17 protein-coding genes are annotated in these 16,308 nt (G+C 59.8%); 15 read left to right on the top strand and 2 right to left on the bottom strand.

Annotated features, from left to right (window positions below; genetic code table 11):
- Positions 1–40: 40 nt before the first annotated feature.
- The 3 genes from araG (at position 41) to BMX68_RS09695 (ending at position 3,461) form a co-directional block, all read left to right on the top strand.
- Entirely contained in the window at positions 41–1,561 is a 1,521-nt protein-coding gene (gene araG, locus BMX68_RS09705; RefSeq protein ID WP_017133971.1) for an L-arabinose ABC transporter ATP-binding protein AraG, read from the top strand.
- Positions 1,562–1,578: 17 nt separating this feature from the next.
- On the top strand, positions 1,579–2,544 hold the full coding sequence (gene araH / locus BMX68_RS09700; protein WP_017133972.1) for an L-arabinose ABC transporter permease AraH: 966 nt from the start codon (positions 1,579–1,581) through the stop codon (positions 2,542–2,544).
- 107 nt (positions 2,545–2,651) lie between these two features.
- Positions 2,652–3,461, top strand: a complete 810-nt coding sequence (locus tag BMX68_RS09695; RefSeq protein ID WP_017133973.1) for an IclR family transcriptional regulator — start codon at positions 2,652–2,654, stop codon at positions 3,459–3,461.
- 172 nt (positions 3,462–3,633) lie between these two features.
- Here BMX68_RS09695 and BMX68_RS09690 read toward each other — a convergent pair whose 3' ends face one another.
- On the bottom strand, positions 3,634–5,298 hold the full coding sequence (locus BMX68_RS09690) for an electron transfer flavoprotein-ubiquinone oxidoreductase (RefSeq protein ID WP_017133974.1): 1,665 nt from the start codon (positions 5,296–5,298) through the stop codon (positions 3,634–3,636).
- Between the two features lie 539 nt (positions 5,299–5,837).
- On the opposite strand from BMX68_RS09690, the gene BMX68_RS09685 reads away from it, so the two are divergent.
- From BMX68_RS09685 to BMX68_RS09635, 11 genes are all read left to right on the top strand, one after another.
- Positions 5,838–6,587: an electron transfer flavoprotein subunit beta/FixA family protein gene (locus BMX68_RS09685; protein ID WP_060783738.1), complete on the top strand. Its 750-nt coding sequence runs from the start codon at positions 5,838–5,840 to the stop codon at positions 6,585–6,587.
- A 16-nt stretch (positions 6,588–6,603) separates the two neighbouring features.
- Complete coding sequence (locus BMX68_RS09680; RefSeq protein ID WP_017133975.1) at positions 6,604–7,548, top strand: electron transfer flavoprotein subunit alpha/FixB family protein; 945 nt, start codon at positions 6,604–6,606, stop codon at positions 7,546–7,548.
- A 71-nt stretch (positions 7,549–7,619) separates the two neighbouring features.
- On the top strand, positions 7,620–8,441 hold the full coding sequence (locus tag BMX68_RS09675) for a substrate-binding periplasmic protein (protein WP_017133976.1): 822 nt from the start codon (positions 7,620–7,622) through the stop codon (positions 8,439–8,441).
- 9 nt (positions 8,442–8,450) lie between these two features.
- Positions 8,451–8,807, top strand: a complete 357-nt coding sequence (locus BMX68_RS09670) for a DUF4398 domain-containing protein (protein ID WP_017133977.1) — start codon at positions 8,451–8,453, stop codon at positions 8,805–8,807.
- The gene (locus tag BMX68_RS09665; protein WP_017133978.1) at positions 8,804–9,619 is read left to right on the top strand and encodes an OmpA family protein; all 816 of its coding nucleotides are present in this window, start codon (positions 8,804–8,806) and stop codon (positions 9,617–9,619) included. The genes BMX68_RS09670 and BMX68_RS09665 overlap by 4 nt, the downstream gene beginning before the upstream one ends.
- Positions 9,620–9,868: 249 nt before the next feature.
- Entirely contained in the window at positions 9,869–11,311 is a 1,443-nt protein-coding gene (locus tag BMX68_RS09660) for an aminotransferase-like domain-containing protein (RefSeq protein WP_026013400.1), read from the top strand.
- A 129-nt stretch (positions 11,312–11,440) separates the two neighbouring features.
- Positions 11,441–11,959 carry a hypothetical protein gene (locus BMX68_RS09655; protein ID WP_017133980.1) on the top strand — a complete coding sequence of 173 codons (519 nt, stop codon included), beginning with the start codon at positions 11,441–11,443 and terminating at the stop codon, positions 11,957–11,959.
- Between the two features lie 149 nt (positions 11,960–12,108).
- Positions 12,109–12,363 (top strand): YkgJ family cysteine cluster protein, encoded by a 255-nt coding sequence (locus BMX68_RS09650; protein WP_017133981.1) that lies wholly within the window; start codon positions 12,109–12,111, stop codon positions 12,361–12,363.
- 34 nt (positions 12,364–12,397) lie between these two features.
- Entirely contained in the window at positions 12,398–13,003 is a 606-nt protein-coding gene (locus tag BMX68_RS09645) for an START domain-containing protein (RefSeq protein ID WP_017133982.1), read from the top strand.
- A gap of 81 nt (positions 13,004–13,084) precedes the next feature.
- On the top strand, positions 13,085–13,306 hold the full coding sequence (locus BMX68_RS09640) for a hypothetical protein (RefSeq protein ID WP_074862080.1): 222 nt from the start codon (positions 13,085–13,087) through the stop codon (positions 13,304–13,306).
- Between the two features lie 253 nt (positions 13,307–13,559).
- Positions 13,560–13,898 carry a ribonuclease E inhibitor RraB gene (locus BMX68_RS09635; protein ID WP_017133984.1) on the top strand — a complete coding sequence of 113 codons (339 nt, stop codon included), beginning with the start codon at positions 13,560–13,562 and terminating at the stop codon, positions 13,896–13,898.
- Between the two features lie 131 nt (positions 13,899–14,029).
- On the opposite strand, the gene BMX68_RS09630 is transcribed toward BMX68_RS09635, so the two are convergent.
- Positions 14,030–14,839, bottom strand: coding sequence for a cytochrome c (locus BMX68_RS09630; protein ID WP_074862078.1), 810 nt, complete (start codon positions 14,837–14,839; stop codon positions 14,030–14,032).
- A 723-nt stretch (positions 14,840–15,562) separates the two neighbouring features.
- On the opposite strand from BMX68_RS09630, the gene BMX68_RS09625 reads away from it, so the two are divergent.
- The gene (locus tag BMX68_RS09625) at positions 15,563–16,288 is read left to right on the top strand and encodes an amidotransferase (protein ID WP_017133987.1); all 726 of its coding nucleotides are present in this window, start codon (positions 15,563–15,565) and stop codon (positions 16,286–16,288) included.
- Positions 16,289–16,308: the final 20 nt, after the last annotated feature.

Here is a 16,308-nt window from a genome sequence, read left to right as displayed (position 1 = left end):
CACCAAAGGTGGTCTTTCCTTGGGTGATTCAGGCGGGAGAATGGCGATGGTGGATGAACAGAACACGGGCGCTAGCCTGCGCTTCAATGGCATCGGCAAGGAGTTTCCTGGGGTCCGCGCGCTGGCGCAGATCAGCTTCGAGGTCCGGCCCCACAGCGTACATGCGCTGATGGGCGAAAACGGTGCCGGTAAGTCGACGCTGTTGAAGATTCTTGGCGGCTTCTACGCGCCCAACAGCGGCCATCTACAGATCGGTGGACAGGCGCTGCACTTCAAGTCCTCCGCCGACAGCATTGCCAGCGGCATCGCGGTGATTCACCAGGAACTGCAACTGGTGCCGGAAATGAGCGTGGCCGAAAATCTCTTGCTGGGTCATATGCCGTCACGTTGGGGCATGGTCAATCGGCGGGCGATGGTCCGTCGCGCACGGGAACTGCTCAAGGACCTGGCCGATGAAATCGATCCCAATACCCGTCTCGGTAGCCTGTCCCTGGGCCAGCGGCAACTGGTGGAAATCGCCAAGGCGATGTCGCGCAACGCCCGAGTGATTGCTTTCGACGAACCCACCAGCAGTCTGTCGGCGCGGGAAATCGAGCGGCTAATGGTGATCATTGCACGCTTGCGGGACGAGGGCCGGGTGATCCTGTATGTCTCGCACCGGATGGACGAGGTGTTGCGCATCTGCGATACGGTGACGGTGTTCAAGGACGGGCGCTTTGTGCGCACCTTCGAGGACATGGCGCGGTTGAGTGTCGATCAACTGGTGAGCTGCATGGTCGGTCGCGATATCCAGGATATCTACAACTATCGGCCACGCGAACACTTCGGCGAAGCGTTGCGGGCCGAGGGGCTGCTGGGGCCGGGATTGCAGGAACCGGTTAGCTTCAGCGTGGCCAAGGGGGAGATTCTCGGCCTGTTTGGCTTGGTCGGCGCGGGGCGCACGGAGCTGTTGCGACTGCTGGCCGGACTCGCCCGTGGCGAGAGCGGACGGCTGTTGCTGGAGGGAGGCGCGGTACGCTTCAAATCGCCCCGCGACGCCATTGCGGCGGGGGTGCTGCTGTGCCCGGAGGATCGCAAGAAGGAAGGCATCGTGCCCCGCGCCAGCGTCGCGGAGAACATCAATATCAGTGCCCGTGCTCATCACGCCGGTTTCGGCTGCCTGATCCAGGGCGATTGGGAGCGGGACAACGCGCAGCGGCAGATCGCCGCCCTGAATATCCGCACGCCGTCGGCGGCGCAACCGATTCTCTACCTGTCCGGCGGCAACCAGCAGAAAGCCATTCTCGGCCGCTGGTTGTCGATGCCGATGAAGGTGCTATTGCTCGACGAACCGACTCGCGGCATCGATATCGGCGCTAAGGCGGAGATCTACCAGATTATCCACGACCTGGCCGCCAGGGGTATCGCGGTGATCGTGGTGTCCAGCGATCTTATGGAAGTCATGGGCATCGCCGACCGACTGCTGGTGATGAGCGAAGGGGCGATCACCGGCGAACTGGCGCGCAGCGAGGCCGATGAGGCCCGACTGTTGCAAATGGCACTCCCGCGACTGCGGGACTAAAGACTGACGAGGTGGCTATGTCACAGGTAAAAACGCCGGGCGCGTTCTGGCTGGGTCTGAATCAGCGCAAGTTTTTCGACGATTGGCTGATGCTGCTGGCGGCGTTGGCAATCTTCCTGTTCTGCACGCTGTTCATCGACAACTTTCTGTCGCCGCTGAACATGCGCGGCCTGGGCCTGGCGATTTCCACCACCGGGATTGCCGCCTGCACCATGTTGTTCTGCCTGGCCTCGGGTCACTTCGACCTATCGGTGGGCTCGGTGATCGCCTGTGCGGGGGTGGTGGCGGGGATTGTCATCCGTGATACCGACAGCGTCGTTCTCGGCGTCTCGGCGGCGTTGGCGATGGGACTTTGCGTGGGGCTGATCAACGGCATCGTGATCGCCAAGCTGCGCATCAATGCGTTGATCGCCACTCTGGCGACGATGCAGATCGTTCGCGGGCTGGCCTATATCTTTTCCAGCGGCAAGGCGGTCGGCGTAATGGACGAGGGCTTCTTTGTCTTCGGCAACGGCCAGTTGTTCGGTGTGCCGGTGCCCATCGTGATCACCGTGCTGTGTTTCCTGTTCTTCGGCTGGTTGCTCAACTACACCACCTACGGACGCAACACCCTGGCCATCGGCGGTAACCAGGAAGCAGCGTTGCTGGCTGGGGTCCAGGTGGATCGGACCAAGATCATCATCTTCGCGGTACACGGACTGATCGGTGCGCTGGCCGGGGTGATCCTGGCCTCGCGGATGACCTCCGGCCAGCCGATGATCGGCCAGGGCTTCGAGCTGACGGTCATCTCCGCTTGCGTGCTGGGCGGGGTGTCACTCAGTGGCGGGATCGGCCTGATCCGCCATGTGATCGCCGGCGTGCTGATCCTGGCGATCATCGAGAACGCAATGAACCTGAAGAATATCGACACCTTCTACCAGTATGTGATTCGCGGTTCGATCCTGCTGATGGCGGTGATTATCGACCGGCTGAAACAACGTTGATAAGGCGTGAGCACTGCGTGCCGCCGAGGTCGATTGGTGGTGCTGCACAGTCGGCAGGCGAAAGGCCATAATGGCGGCCGTTCTGGTACACCTCTTATAGGCTGGATATGCAGGAAGACCTCTCGATCTCCCCGACCAACGTTGCCAAAGAGCCCGCGCCCACCGGCACTCAGACCTTGTTGCGGGGGTTGGGGGTGGTACAGGCAGTGGCGGGCGGTGCCCGTGATCTCAAGGAGATTGCCCGGCGCATTGGCACCACCCGCAGCACCACCCATCGCCTGGCCAGTTGCCTGGTAGAAGCACGCTATCTGCGAGTGGTGCCGCAGGTCGGCTACCTGTTGGGGCCGAAGTTGATCGAGCTGGGCTTTCAGGCGCGTGAGGAGTTGCCGCTGGTGACTCTGGCCGTGCCATACCTCGATCAGTTGTCGAGCCTGACCGGCGACACCATCCACCTGGCGATTCGCGAAGACGACGATGTGCTGTACCTGCACAAGAATCCGGGACGCAATGGTCCGGAGATGCGTTCGCGAGTCGGTCATCGCATGCCGTTGGCGCGAACCGGGATCGGCAAGGCGCTGCTACTCGACGATACAGTGCGCGAATGGCAGCGCTTGTATGAAGTGAGCCTGCCGGCGGCAGGGAAAAGCGCCGTCTGGCCGCAACATCGGGAAGCCTCGTGGGAGCAGTTCCTGCAACGCATGCAAGACTATGCGGCAGGCGGTTATGCCTTCGACCTGGAAGACAACGAACCGTCGATCCGCTGCGTGGCGGCACCGATCCGCGATGCCGGTCGGCGCATCGTCGCCGGTATCAGCATCGCCAGTACCGTGCCCTATATGCCGCTGGAGAAGATGGCCGAACTGATCCCGCTGATCAAGAAAGCGGCAGCGAGTATTTCGGCGGAGCTGGGTGGCTGATCGATAACCCTGTATCTGATGGTTCCCCGGCGAATTGCCATGCTGCGGTGGATGACGGCTCGCTTGCCAAACGGCACAAAAGCAAACGCCCCGAACCGGTCGGGGCGTTTGGGGCTACCTTCAGTGCATGTTCACGCCATCCGCGAAGGAGCCATTCTGTAACAGGGACTGTTTACATATTCGGGTAGGTCGGCCCGCCAGCGCCTTCCGGTGCTACCCAGGTGATGTTTTGCGCCGGGTCCTTGATGTCGCAGGTCTTGCAGTGTACGCAGTTCTGGGCGTTGATCTGGAAGCGCTTTTCGCCGTCTTCCTGGGCGATCACTTCGTATACCCCGGCCGGGCAGTAGCGTTGCGCCGGTTCGTCGTACATTGGCAGGTTCTTGCTGATCGGAATGCTCGGGTCCTTCAGCTTCAGGTGGCACGGCTGCTCTTCTTCATGGTTGGTGCTGGAGAGGAACACCGAGCTCAGCTTGTCGAAGCTCAGCTTACCGTCCGGTTTCGGATAAGCGATCTTGGTCGAGTCCTTGGCCAGCTTCAGGCAGGCATAGTCTGGCTGGGTGTCGTGCAGGGTAAACGGCAGTTTGCCGCCCATGATGTTCTGGTCGAACCAGTTGAAACCCGCGCCGATGATCGGCCCGAACTTGTGCATGGCCGGGCCGAAGTTACGGCTGGCGAACAGTTCTTCATACAGCCAACTGGACTTGAACGACTCGACATAGCTGTTCAGCTCATCGCCACCTTCGGCGCCGGCCAGCAGCTTCTCGGCCACGGCTTCGGCGGCGAGCATACCGGACTTCATCGCAGTGTGGCTGCCCTTGATCTTGGCGAAATTCAGCGTGCCCAGGTCGCAGCCGATCAGCGCGCCGCCCTTGAAGACCATTTTGGGCAGCGAGTTCAAGCCGCCCTTGCAAATGGCGCGGGCGCCGTAGCTGATGCGCTTGCCCCCTTCCAGGTACTGTTTGAGCACCGGATGATGCTTGAGGCGCTGGAACTCGTCGAACGGCGACAGGAAGGTGTTGCGGTAGGACAGGTCGACGATCAGGCCGACTACTACCTGGTTGTTTTCCAGGTGGTAGAGGAACGAGCCGCCAGTGTTTTCGGCGCTCATGATGTCCAGTGGCCAACCGGCAGTGTGTACCACCAGGCCCGGTTCATGCTTAGCCGGATCGACTTCCCAGATTTCCTTCAGGCCGATGCCGTAGTGCTGGGCATCGGCGTCGCTGTCGAGCTTAAAGCGCGAAATCAGTTGCTTACCGATATGTCCGCGGCAGCCTTCGGCAAATAATGTGTACTTGCCGCGCAGTTCCATACCGGGGGTGTACAGGCCTTCCTTCGGGTTGCCTTCGCGGTCGACGCCCAGGTCACCGGTGATGATTCCGCAGACCACGCCGTTGTCGTCGAACAGCGCTTCTTGGGCGGCGAAGCCCGGATAGATCTCCACCCCCAGGTTCTCGGCCTGCTGGGCCAGCCAGCGGCACAGATTACCCAGGGAAATGATGTAGTTGCCTTCGTTGTGCATGGTCTTGGGCACAAAGAAGTCTGGAACCTTGGTCGAGGTCTCGCCGCTGCGCAGCACATAGATGTCGTCGCGCTTGACTGGGGTATTGAGCGGCGCGCCGAGCTCTTGCCAGTTCGGGAACAACTCGTTCAGCGCCCGTGGTTCGAATACGGCGCCGGAAAGGATGTGGGCACCCACTTCGGAACCTTTTTCCACCACGCAGACGCTGATTTCCTGACCTGCTTGGGCCGCTTTCTGTTTCAGCCGGCAAGCGGCGGACAGGCCTGCGGGGCCGGCACCGACGATGACCACGTCGAATTCCATGTATTCGCGTTCCACAGACTCTCTCCTACTCAAGGCTCAACTGCTTTTCTAATTTTAAGCGTTGCTAATTTGGAGCTTGGGTGTCCCAGCCAGTATTGCTAGCATCACGGACCGGACATCTTTCTCTTCTAGGTGGCGCATTATATCTACACTGCTATCAGCGTCCAATACAAACGTTTGTTTGAATTTGCCGGACACTCGATAAAATCAGAATGACGCAGCTTATGACGGCCATTTTGCCGTATTGACCGGAATAGGTGTTACGGTCAAGATACGGGCGGTTTTGCGCTCGCCGTAGGCTAAATGCGAGTCCCGGGAGCCCGTCTAAAGAAAACGCGAAAGCACCCGAACGTGAAGCGGCGCGCCGATTTGGCGTGAAGTTTACACGTCCCGACGATCCGTGACTGCACAGTCATGCCGGACGAACGGTAGTTATGGTGAAAAAAGACCTGCGTGGCCGCATGTCGACGTTTTTGGAGGTCCTCCTGGGCCAATGAGCATCAACCGCCAGGTTCGCCTAGGCGACTTTCTTTTTACCGGAGAGTGAGGAATCCATGAAGGTTCTTGTAGCTGTCAAACGCGTTGTCGATTACAACGTCAAGGTTCGCGTGAAGGCGGACAATTCCGGCGTCGACCTCGCCAACGTCAAGATGTCGATGAACCCTTTCTGCGAAATCGCAGTGGAAGAAGCGGTGCGCCTGAAAGAAAAAGGCGTGGCCAGTGAGATCGTCGTCGTCAGCGTCGGTCCGTCCACCGCTCAGGAGCAACTGCGCACCGCGCTGGCTCTGGGTGCCGACCGCGCCATCCTGGTCGAATCCGCTGAAGAGTTGACCTCCCTGGCCGTGGCCAAGCTGCTCAAGGCTGTCGTTGACCAGGAGCAGCCACAGTTGGTGATTCTCGGCAAGCAGGCCATCGACAGCGACAACAACCAGACCGGCCAGATGCTGGCGGCCCTGAGCGGCTACCCCCAAGGCACCTTCGCGTCGAAAGTCGAGGTGTCGGGCGACAAAGTGGCGGTAACCCGCGAAATCGATGGCGGCCTGCAGACCGTTTCGTTGAGCCTGCCTGCCATCGTCACCACCGACTTGCGTTTGAACGAGCCGCGTTATGCGTCCTTGCCAAACATCATGAAAGCCAAGAAGAAGCCGCTGGAAACGCTGACTCCGGATGCTTTGGGGGTTTCCACCGCCTCCACCAACAAGACCCTGAAAGTCGAAGCGCCCGCTGCTCGCGGCGCCGGTATCAAGGTCAAGTCGGTTGCGGAACTGGTCGAGAAACTGAAAAACGAAGCCAAGGTGCTTTGAATTGGAGAGCCTGATTATGACTATCCTGGTAATCGCCGAACACGACAACAAGGTCGTGGCCCCGGCCACCTTGAACACCGTTGCCGCCGCCGCCAAGATCGGTGGCGACATTCACGTGCTGGTCGCAGGCTCGGGCGTTGGCGCCGTGGCTGAAGCGGCCGCGAAAATCGCCGGTGTGTCGAAAGTCCTGCTGGCCGACCACGCCGCCTACGCGCATCAACTGCCGGAAAACGTTGCTCCTCTGGTAGCAACCCTGGTTGGCGAGGCGGGGGGCAACGGCTACAGCCACATCCTGGCTGGCGCCACCTCCAACGGCAAGAACATCCTGCCGCGCGTTGCCGCACAGTTGGACGTCGACCAGATTTCCGAGATCGTCTCGGTGGAAAGCGCCGATACCTTCAAGCGTCCGATCTACGCCGGTAACGCCATTGCCACCGTGCAATCGACTGCTGGCGTCAAGGTCATCACCGTGCGCGCCACCGGTTTCGACCCGGTTGCCGCCGAAGGGGGTTCGGCTGTGGTTGAAGCCGTTGCCGGCGCGCACGACGCGGGCACTTCGAGCTTCGTCGGCGAAGAGTTGGCCAAGTCCGACCGTCCTGAACTGACCGCCGCCAAGATCGTCGTATCGGGTGGTCGTGGCATGCAGAACGGCGATAACTTCAAGCACCTGTACGCCCTTGCCGATAAGCTGGGTGCCGCCGTCGGTGCTTCCCGCGCCGCTGTCGACGCCGGTTTCGTGCCCAACGACATGCAGGTCGGCCAGACCGGCAAGATCGTCGCGCCACAGTTGTACATCGCGGTCGGTATCTCCGGCGCGATCCAGCACCTGGCCGGGATGAAAGACTCCAAGGTGATCGTAGCGATCAACAAGGATGAAGAAGCGCCGATCTTCCAGGTGGCTGATTACGGTCTGGTGGCGGACCTGTTCGAAGCCATCCCTGAGTTCGAGAAGCTGGTCTAATCCAGCGGCTTTACCTATAAAAGAGCCCGGCCTTCTGGTCGGGTTTTTTGTTTTGCCTGGAGATTTTTGCCATGGATCTGCGTCATCTGGGGGCGTTGTCGTTGCTGTTGGGGTGGTTGGCGTTGCCCATTCCGGCGCTCGCGGCGGGCAAATGCGAACGCCTGATCGTCACCGGCAGCCCGGATGCGCCACCGTACCTGTGGCGCGACCCCGAGGACCCTATACACCTGGTCGGCGCCAGTGCCGACCTGTTACGCCAGGTCGGCGGCGAATTGGGGCTAAAGATCGAGGTGCTGTATGGCGGCGAGCGCTCCCAGGCTCAGGAGGAGGTGCGCAGCGGACGCATGGATCTGCTGGTGGATGCGCCCATCGCCCTCGACGCCCTGAATTCGCTGGATTACATCCATCCGCCGCTGGTGCGCAACGATTATCTGGTCTGGACCCGCAACGATTCGACACTGGTTTACCACACGGCCACCGACTTGCAGGGTCACATTGGCGCTGTCTCGCAAAAGGCCCGGATGACCCAGCCGTTCGTAGCCTTCACCCAGCAACACCTGACACTGCAATACCCCCCAGCCTTGGCTCAGGCGTTCCACAAGCTGTTGCTGGGCGAGGTGGAGTATGTGCTGGCCGGACGTTATGCCGGCATGGTTACCACCCAGAGCCTGGGTATGGCCAAGGACCTCGGTCCACGAGTGCAACCCGTCGATCAGCCCGGCCTGTTCCTGGCGGTCTCGCACAACTCGGCCTGCAATGACGCGTGGTTGCGCGGACAGTTGGCGAAAAAGATGACAGAATTGCCCGCTTCCGGCCTGGCCGAGATTGTGTTGCAACGCAATGTGGAGCGTTGGACGACTCAGCGCCAAGCGGTCAGCGTCTCAAAACAGTAGGAATTTCCTTTGAGTATTCGACCTTTATTCGCTGCCCTGGCCGTTGTGGCTCTGGCGGGCTGCGCGGCCGATCCGGCGCCGAATGAACAAATGCGTCTCACCGAACGTGCCCTCGAACAAGCACGGGCGGTAGGTGCCAAGGCGGAGGATGTCGCCGAGCTGAAACTGGCCGAAGGCAAGTTCGAACGTGCCCAATCCGACATGGCCGATCAGTCCTTCAAGAAAGCTCGCATGCGTGCCGAGCAGGCCGAGTTGGACGCCCGCCTGGCGGAAGCCCAGGTGCTGACCGAGAAGAGCCGGGAAGAACTAAAGGTGCTCAATGCCCGCATCGCGCGCTTGCGCAAGCAACTGGGGGGCGCGCAATGATCTATCCGAAGCGAATGGTCAGCGCTCTGCTGCTGATGGCTTTTGCCGGTCTGTATGGTTGTGCCGGCCAGCCATCGAGCGACACGGCCCTGCAGCAGGCCTCGGCCAGTTTCCAGAAGGTCAAGGAAGACACCGAGGTGCTGCGCATTGCGCCCAAGGACGTGATTCGTGCGGGTGAATCACTGGCCCGCGCCGATCGGCTGTCCAGCTATTGGGGCAGCAGCGCTGATGTGGTGCACTACGCTTACCTGAGCGAACGTTACTCGCAGATTGCCCTTGAGCACACCGAGCAGGCGCTCAATCAGGAGCGTGCCGCCAAGCTGGAACTGGAGCGCCAGCGCCTGCAACTGGCCCTGCGCGAGTCCAAGTTGCTCAGCGTGCAACAGCAGGGTAAGTGGGTGCAAGAGCAGATCAACAGCCTGACCAGCATCCAGGCCGATCGGGGTCTGGTCATGACCCTGGGAGATGTACTGTTCGATACCGGTGAGGCGCAACTGCAGAACTCGGCCAATCGCACGGTACTTAAGCTGGTGCAGTTCCTGCAGTTGAACCCAAGGCGAGTGGTACGGATCGAAGGTTATACGGATAACACCGGAGACCAGGCTTTCAACCTGCAGTTGTCCCGTGATCGTGCGCAATCGGTGGCCGATGTTCTGGTTGACCTGGGCATCGATGAGAAGCGTATCCAGGTCGAAGGTTATGGTGAGCAGTTCCCGATCGAGGTAAACGCCACCGAGCGGGGCAGGGCGCAGAACCGTCGGGTAGAGATTGTCTTCTCCGATGAGAAAGGCCGACTGGGTGCGGCCCGCTGAAGGCCGATCCTCTTCAAGACCAGACCCGGTATCCGCAAGGTACCGGGTTTTGTCTTTGCGGGCCTGTGGAATCATCGCGTGGTGGCGAGCGGGCTTGTTGTGTCTAAGCGTCTAAGTGTTCCCGTACAGTTTTGCTTCTCTTGTCACTGTATTGTCGACTATTGTAGGAAGCGTGCCAGTACACTTTGAAACTGTTCCGGTATGGTTGCGTCCAAGAATAAAAATGCCGTCGAATCCGAGTGCTGCTTCATGACCAATCTATTGCTCTATCAACGTATCGCGCAGCAGCTGGCCGAGGATATCCGGCGGGGTGTCTATCAGCCTGGCGAACGGGTGCCGTCGGTACGCAAGATGAGCTCGCAACTCAATGTCAGCCATGCGACGGTGTTGCAGGCTTACGCCAACCTGGAAGATCAGGGGCTGATCCGCGCCCGTCCGCAATCGGGTTACTACGTTCACCAGACCCCCGCGCTGACTGCCCCGACGCCGGATATCGCTCGGGTGGAGCGTCCGGGGCTGGTCACCCGCAGCAGCATTATCCAGCAGGTCCTGGTCGAGTCTCGTCGCGAAGGGGTGTTTCCCTTTGGCGCGGCGGTGCCGTCGGTGGATTACCTGCCGGTGCGGGCGCTGCACCAGCAACTGGCCAAGATCACGCGGTTTCATAGCCCACGGGCTTTCAGCTATATGTTCAGCCCCGGCTTCGAGCCATTGCGGCGCCAGGTGGCGATTCGCATGCGCGACGCCGGCGTGGTGGTCGACCCCTCCGAAGTGGTGATCACCCACGGTTGCGTGGACGCGCTGCAGATGTCGCTGCGAGTGCTGACCCGTCCCGGTGACTTGATCGCCGCCGAATCGCCGACCTACTACGGCTTGCTGCAACTGGCCGATCTGTTGGGCCTTAAGGTCATCGAGATTCCCAGTGATCCGGCCATTGGCATGAGCCTGGAGGCCCTGCAACTGGCGGCCAACCAGTGGTCGATCAAGGCCCTGGTGCTGACCACGCGCCTGAGCAATCCGCTGGGCGGGACAATGCCGGAGGAGCGCCAGAAACAATTGCTGCGTTTGGCTTCGGACTTCGATATCCAGATCGTCGAAGACGATATCTACGGCGAGCTGATGTTCGAGGTCGGGCGCACCAAAGCGCTCAAGGCTTATGATCGGCTGGACCGGGTGATCTACTGTTCGAGCTTCTCCAAGACGCTGTCGCCGGGCGTGCGGATCGGCTGGATGATCGCCGGCAAGTTCCAGCAGGAAATCCAGCGCTTGCAGACCTTCAGCACTCATTCGGCGTGCAGCGTCACACAGATGGGAGTGGCGGCCTACCTGGAAAACGGTGGGTATGACCGACATTTGCGCTACATTCGCCAGGAGTACCGCAAGAACCTCAGCGCCTTCCAATTAGCCGTGCAGCAGTATTTCCCCGAAGGGACGCAGATGACCCGGCCAACAGGTGGTTTCATTCTCTGGGTCAGCTTGCCGGGACGGGTCAATACCCAAGAGTTGCATGTGCGGGCGCTGCAACAGGGCATCAGCATTGCGCCGGGACTGATCTTCAGCAACACCGAGCAGTTCAATCACTGTATCCGGCTCAACTGCGGGATTCCATGGAATCGCGAGGCTGAACGGGCGCTGATGACTCTTGGCATGCTGGCTAACCAGCTCTGCCAGGAAACCGCTGCCGGACTGTTCTGACGCTGTATGCCTGGAAAACCGCCGACGGCTGTTCCTGAGTCGGGAGCGTGGTTGTTCGATCTCTTGACTTGTCATCAACTGCTCAACAAGCGAGCATATGAGCCCTCTGTTGTTTATGCCGTAGAGTTTATGAACGCCATTTTCCCAGCGCGCCTGCTGTTGATTGCCTTGCTGACCAGCCTGAGTGTCGGTGGTACGGCAATGGTTCAGGCCCAGGAAGCGTCGTCAGCCAAGAGTTCGGCGGCAACCAAGATTGCTACGGTGGCGCCGAAGCCGCCGAGCGCGGGCAAGAAGGCCGATATGTCGCCTAAGAAACCCGTAGAAAAAAAAGCCCCTGTGGCAAAGAAGCGCGCGCCTGTCGCCGCCAAGTCCAGGCCGGCCAGTGAGGTGGTCAGGACCCGCTTGCCACCGGCCAAGCTGGACCTGAGCCTGCCCCAGGACCTGGTCAACAAGATGCAGCCAGCGGGCACCGTGCCGCTCTCCAAGAGTCGACCGCTGTTGCCGCCCATGTTCGGTGAGAAGCCCCCGAGCCAAACGCCGTTTCAGCTCAACGGTCGATTGTTGAGCAACGAAATGGAGTTGCAATTGCGTAACGAGAGCCGCCGGGAAGTGGAAGGCGCGGCCCTGGATTTCGAGTTCAAACAGTAGATCCCTTCGTTTGGTCATGACACTTCGTCGGTGACTGATCAGTCATATACCCTGTTATTGAAAAACCATTGTGCGAGCAATTTTAAACAGCCGTTTTAGCGGTTACTCTGTCTTCCACACATCGGGCCGGTTGCCAGGAGCGTGTTGTCATGAACTGCCGTGAAGGTTGTGGCGCCTGTTGCATTGCTCCCTCCATCAGCTCGCCGCTGCCCGGCATGCCTAACGGTAAGCCGGCCGGAGAACGTTGCCCGCATCTCTCGGTCGAACACTTGTGTGAGTTGTTCGGCAAGCCTGAGCGGCCCGCCGTATGTGGTGGTTTCCAGGCTGATCCCGAGGTGTGTGGCGATAGCCGCGAAGAAGCCATTCGCCTGATCGGCTGGTGGGAGGAAATGACGGCGGCTTGAGGTGTGCTCACCTTCAACAATAAGGAATAAAACAATGGGTTCGCTGCATCGAATGGCTGTGGTTTGTGGTATGACTGTCCTGTTGACCGGTACTGCTTATGCGCAAACCTGGGAGACAGCCAAGGACGAAAACGGGATCAAGGTGTCGCTCAGCGAGGTGGCCGGCTCCAAATACAAGGCCTATCAGGGCGTGACGACGATCAAAGCGTCGGTCGCCAAGATCCGTGCGGTGCAGGAAGACGTGGCCGGTGCCTGCGCCTGGATTCACGAGTGCAAGTCGCAGAAACTGGTGGACCAGAAGGGAGACGAGAGCTGGACCTACACTCAATTCAAGGCACCGTTCCCGGTGTCCGATCGTGACTCCTATCTGCATATCACCACCACTCAGGCCGCCGATGGCACGTTGACCCGCCGGTTGGAAGGTGTACCGACCTACAAGCCGCAACAGAAGGGCTATGTGCGCGTTGCCCAGGTTGCGGGCTTCTGGAAACTGGTGCCCAAAGGCAACAACCTGACCGAAGTGACCTACCAGGTACACACCGAGCCAGGCGGCAGCGTCCCGTCGTGGCTGGCGAACAAGTTCGTGGTGGATGCACCGTACAACACCCTGCAAGCGCTCAAGGAACAGGCCGAGAAATGATCGGCTGAAGCCTGTGGCATCGTTTCAATTGCTCTGAACGATCGTCGTTGCTCCACGGTCCAGATGCGGTGAGCCCAGCATATGGGCTTTACCGAGGAGATACCGATGAAAATGTGGGCAATCACTTTCGTGGACGATCATGGCGTGCAGACCGTCGAGCATTTCGATTGTGAGCACAAACCCAGCCGAGAACAGGCCGCGCAGTGGATTCGTGCGCGATTGCTACCGGTTCCCGCCGAGCTGGATCTCAATGACCTCGACGGGCGCGCGCCTGAACCGACGGTCAAGAGCCTCAAGGATTAGAACAGTATTCAGATCCTGCGCATCGCGCCCGCTTCATGAAACGCTGTTTTTCTCTTTCTGGCCCTCTGGCAGAGCTGTTGGCATCGCGCTACTCTGCAGTCGAGATCAGCGAATGATTCGCTAAGGTGGTCTGATCTTGTCAGCTACATGCTTGTGTCCCGGCCGGCAGATACCTGTCGAGCTGCCAGCACGGTGTCGTGCCTGGTTCGGGAGTACGGAAAGTCTATCCAACGCTTGCTGAGGAGGACGTTTCATGAGCACAGCCTATCAAGAAGACATCAGCAGCCAGGTGCTGCGCCGCATGAAAGAAGGCGGTTTTGATTTTGCACGCATCCATCCCATCGAGTTCTATGCCATTTTCCCGGACGAGGAGCGGGCACGCAGGGCAGCAGGGCAATTTCGCGGTGAATCGTTGAATGCTCAGGTCAGTGCCAGGGACGACGGTGCCTGGTACCTGGAGTTGAGTAAGGTGATGTACGCCACCTATGGCGGCATCGATGACTTCGAGCACGACTTCGGGGCGGTGGTCGAGCCCTTGGGCGGTGTGATCGAAGGCTGGGGCGTCAAACATCCGATACGTGCGCGCAACTGAACGCACTGCTTTTCACACAGCAGCGGCTGACCTCGGGGTCGGCCGTTTTCGTTTGCGTGCGAAGGTCCGGGTGCCGCCGCCGATGTGGCCGGCACAGCAGTAGCAGGTGAATCCGTGGAAGGTCGAGTAACTCAGTGGGTCGCCACCTTGCGCTTAGCCATGTGCTGCAAATACTCAAGCAGCAGATCCAGTTCGCCATCCGGTAGCACCGCCGCAGAGAACGCCGGCATCTTCGCCTGCGGCCAGTGGCGCAGACTCTGCGGGTCGCGGATATACCGCTTGAGAAAACCTTCGGTAAAGTATTCCGTCGGGCTATACGGCACGTTCAGGTCCGGACCGACCTGTGCGTCCCCCGCGCCATTGAGCTTATGGCACACCAGGCAGTTCTTCTGAAACAACGCAAAACCCTTGTTCGGCGGATCGTTGGCCGCCAGCTTCGGATCGGGCCGCAGCGCAGGGAATCGTTCCGCCACCGGGGCCAGGCGCCGGATACTGGCGACCTGATAAGGCCATTGCTCGGGGCCGATATGCCCGGCTTGCGGATTAGTCCATACCAGATAGAACGGCCCGGCGCCGGGTTTGCCCAGCGCCAGCGGCGGCCAGGGTTTGGTAGGGTCTTCTACCGCCAGCCAGGCCCGTGCTCCGGTCTGGTCGAGTAGCGGTCCGGCGCTCAGTTCGGCGGCGAAGCCGTCCAGTGCCACCGCCTGCAGGTGATCATCGGTCTTGATGCCATCCAGCAGCACAGCCAGCGGTACCGCACGATAGGTCATCTGGCGTTTGTAGGATACATCGTCGTCGATGGTGATGGTTTGGGCCTCGGGATGGGCCAGCAATGCCTCGGTTTCCCAGGTACGATGGCCAGCACCGAGGTCGAGAGCCAGTTGTGCGGCGTGCAGAGGGGCACACAGCAGGGCAGTCGTCAGCAGGATCAGTCGTTTCATTCGTGGCTTTATTCGGTGGGAGCGGTGCAAGGGTTAGCTTGCCTGGCTATGTCGTTATCATTGTCGAAGGTCCCGGTGGGGGAGTCCTCGATAGGATCGGACGGCGCGTCGCGCCATTCGTCGTGCTCAAGATTGGCACACAAAATCGCACCTCGACAGGAAATCGGGATGAGAATTTGTGGTGATGTTGAAAAAAACCACAGCGTCTAGCCGACCACCTTGGTGAGGTTCGGCAGGATAAGAAGAAGCGTGGTGGCGAATACGATCAAACCGGCCTGGCGGACTTTCGAGTGCTTGAACATGGCTGACTGCCTTTTGTTGTTATTCCTGAAGACGACTGCTCAACAATTGTGTTGGATACCCCGGCAAAACCCCGGCGGCAACTCCTACAGGGATAACCTTAGAGCCCGCGTCACACTTTCCTTAGAACCATTTCATATGGAGGGTTACTAAATTATTTTTAAAAAAATATGAGGCATATTGCCATCTCGCTAGCAGGCCTTTTGCTAGACACGTGCGACCACTAAAACGGTTAAGCGCTTAGTACACTACCGTTCGTCCGAGCGTGCAGATCAAGGCCGCTGAGCGCTGCGGTCAATGAATCCGACGAGCCGGGCCCCGGCTGAATCGGGTTTGCCGGTAGTGCGTTGCGTGCTTGCCTTGCAAGGCTATTTCAAGGCAGGCTCAAGCCTCACTCTCTTGTCTTTTGTGTCAGGTACTTTTATGTCGTTACGCATCTGCATTCTGGAAACCGATGTGCTGCGCCCGGAACTGATCGATCAATATCAGGGCTATGGGAAGATGTTCGAGCGTCTGTTCTCCCGTCAGCCGATTGCCGCCCAGTTCAGTGTCTACAACGTGATGCAGGGTAACTACCCGAGTGACGAGCTGACCTTCGACGCCTACCTGGTGACCGGTAGCAAGGCCGACTCCTTCGGCAGCGACCCATGGATTCAAACTCTCAAGGCCTACCTGCTCAGTCGTTACGAGCGCGGCGACAAGCTGCTGGGGGTCTGTTTTGGCCACCAATTGCTGGCGTTGCTGCTGGGTGGCAAGAGCGAGCGTGCCAGCCAGGGTTGGGGCGTCGGTACCCACCAATACAAGATGGCTGCCAAGGCGCCCTGGATGAGCCCGGTGATGGAGGAACTGACGCTGCTGATCAGCCACCAGGATCAGGTCACCGAACTGCCGGAAAACGCCACAGTGATCGCCAGCAGCGATTTCTGCCCGTATGCGGCCTACCACATCAACGACCAGGTGCTGTGCTTCCAGGGGCACCCGGAGTTTATCCACGACTATTCGCGGGCCTTGCTGGACATTCGCCAGCAGACCCTCGGCGAGCCGATCTACGCCAAGGGCATCGCCAGCCTGGAGCACGAACACCACGGCACTACGGTGGCTGAGTGGATGATGCGCTTCGTCGGACACAAGCCACAGGCCACTAGTTGATGCCGAACATGGGAACCATC

This window comes from Pseudomonas agarici (assembly GCF_900109755.1).
Classification (GTDB): Bacteria; Pseudomonadota; Gammaproteobacteria; order Pseudomonadales; family Pseudomonadaceae; genus Aquipseudomonas; species Aquipseudomonas agarici.
The sequence above is the reverse complement of the archived record's forward strand: the minus strand, read 5'-3'. Positions and strand labels throughout refer to the sequence as shown.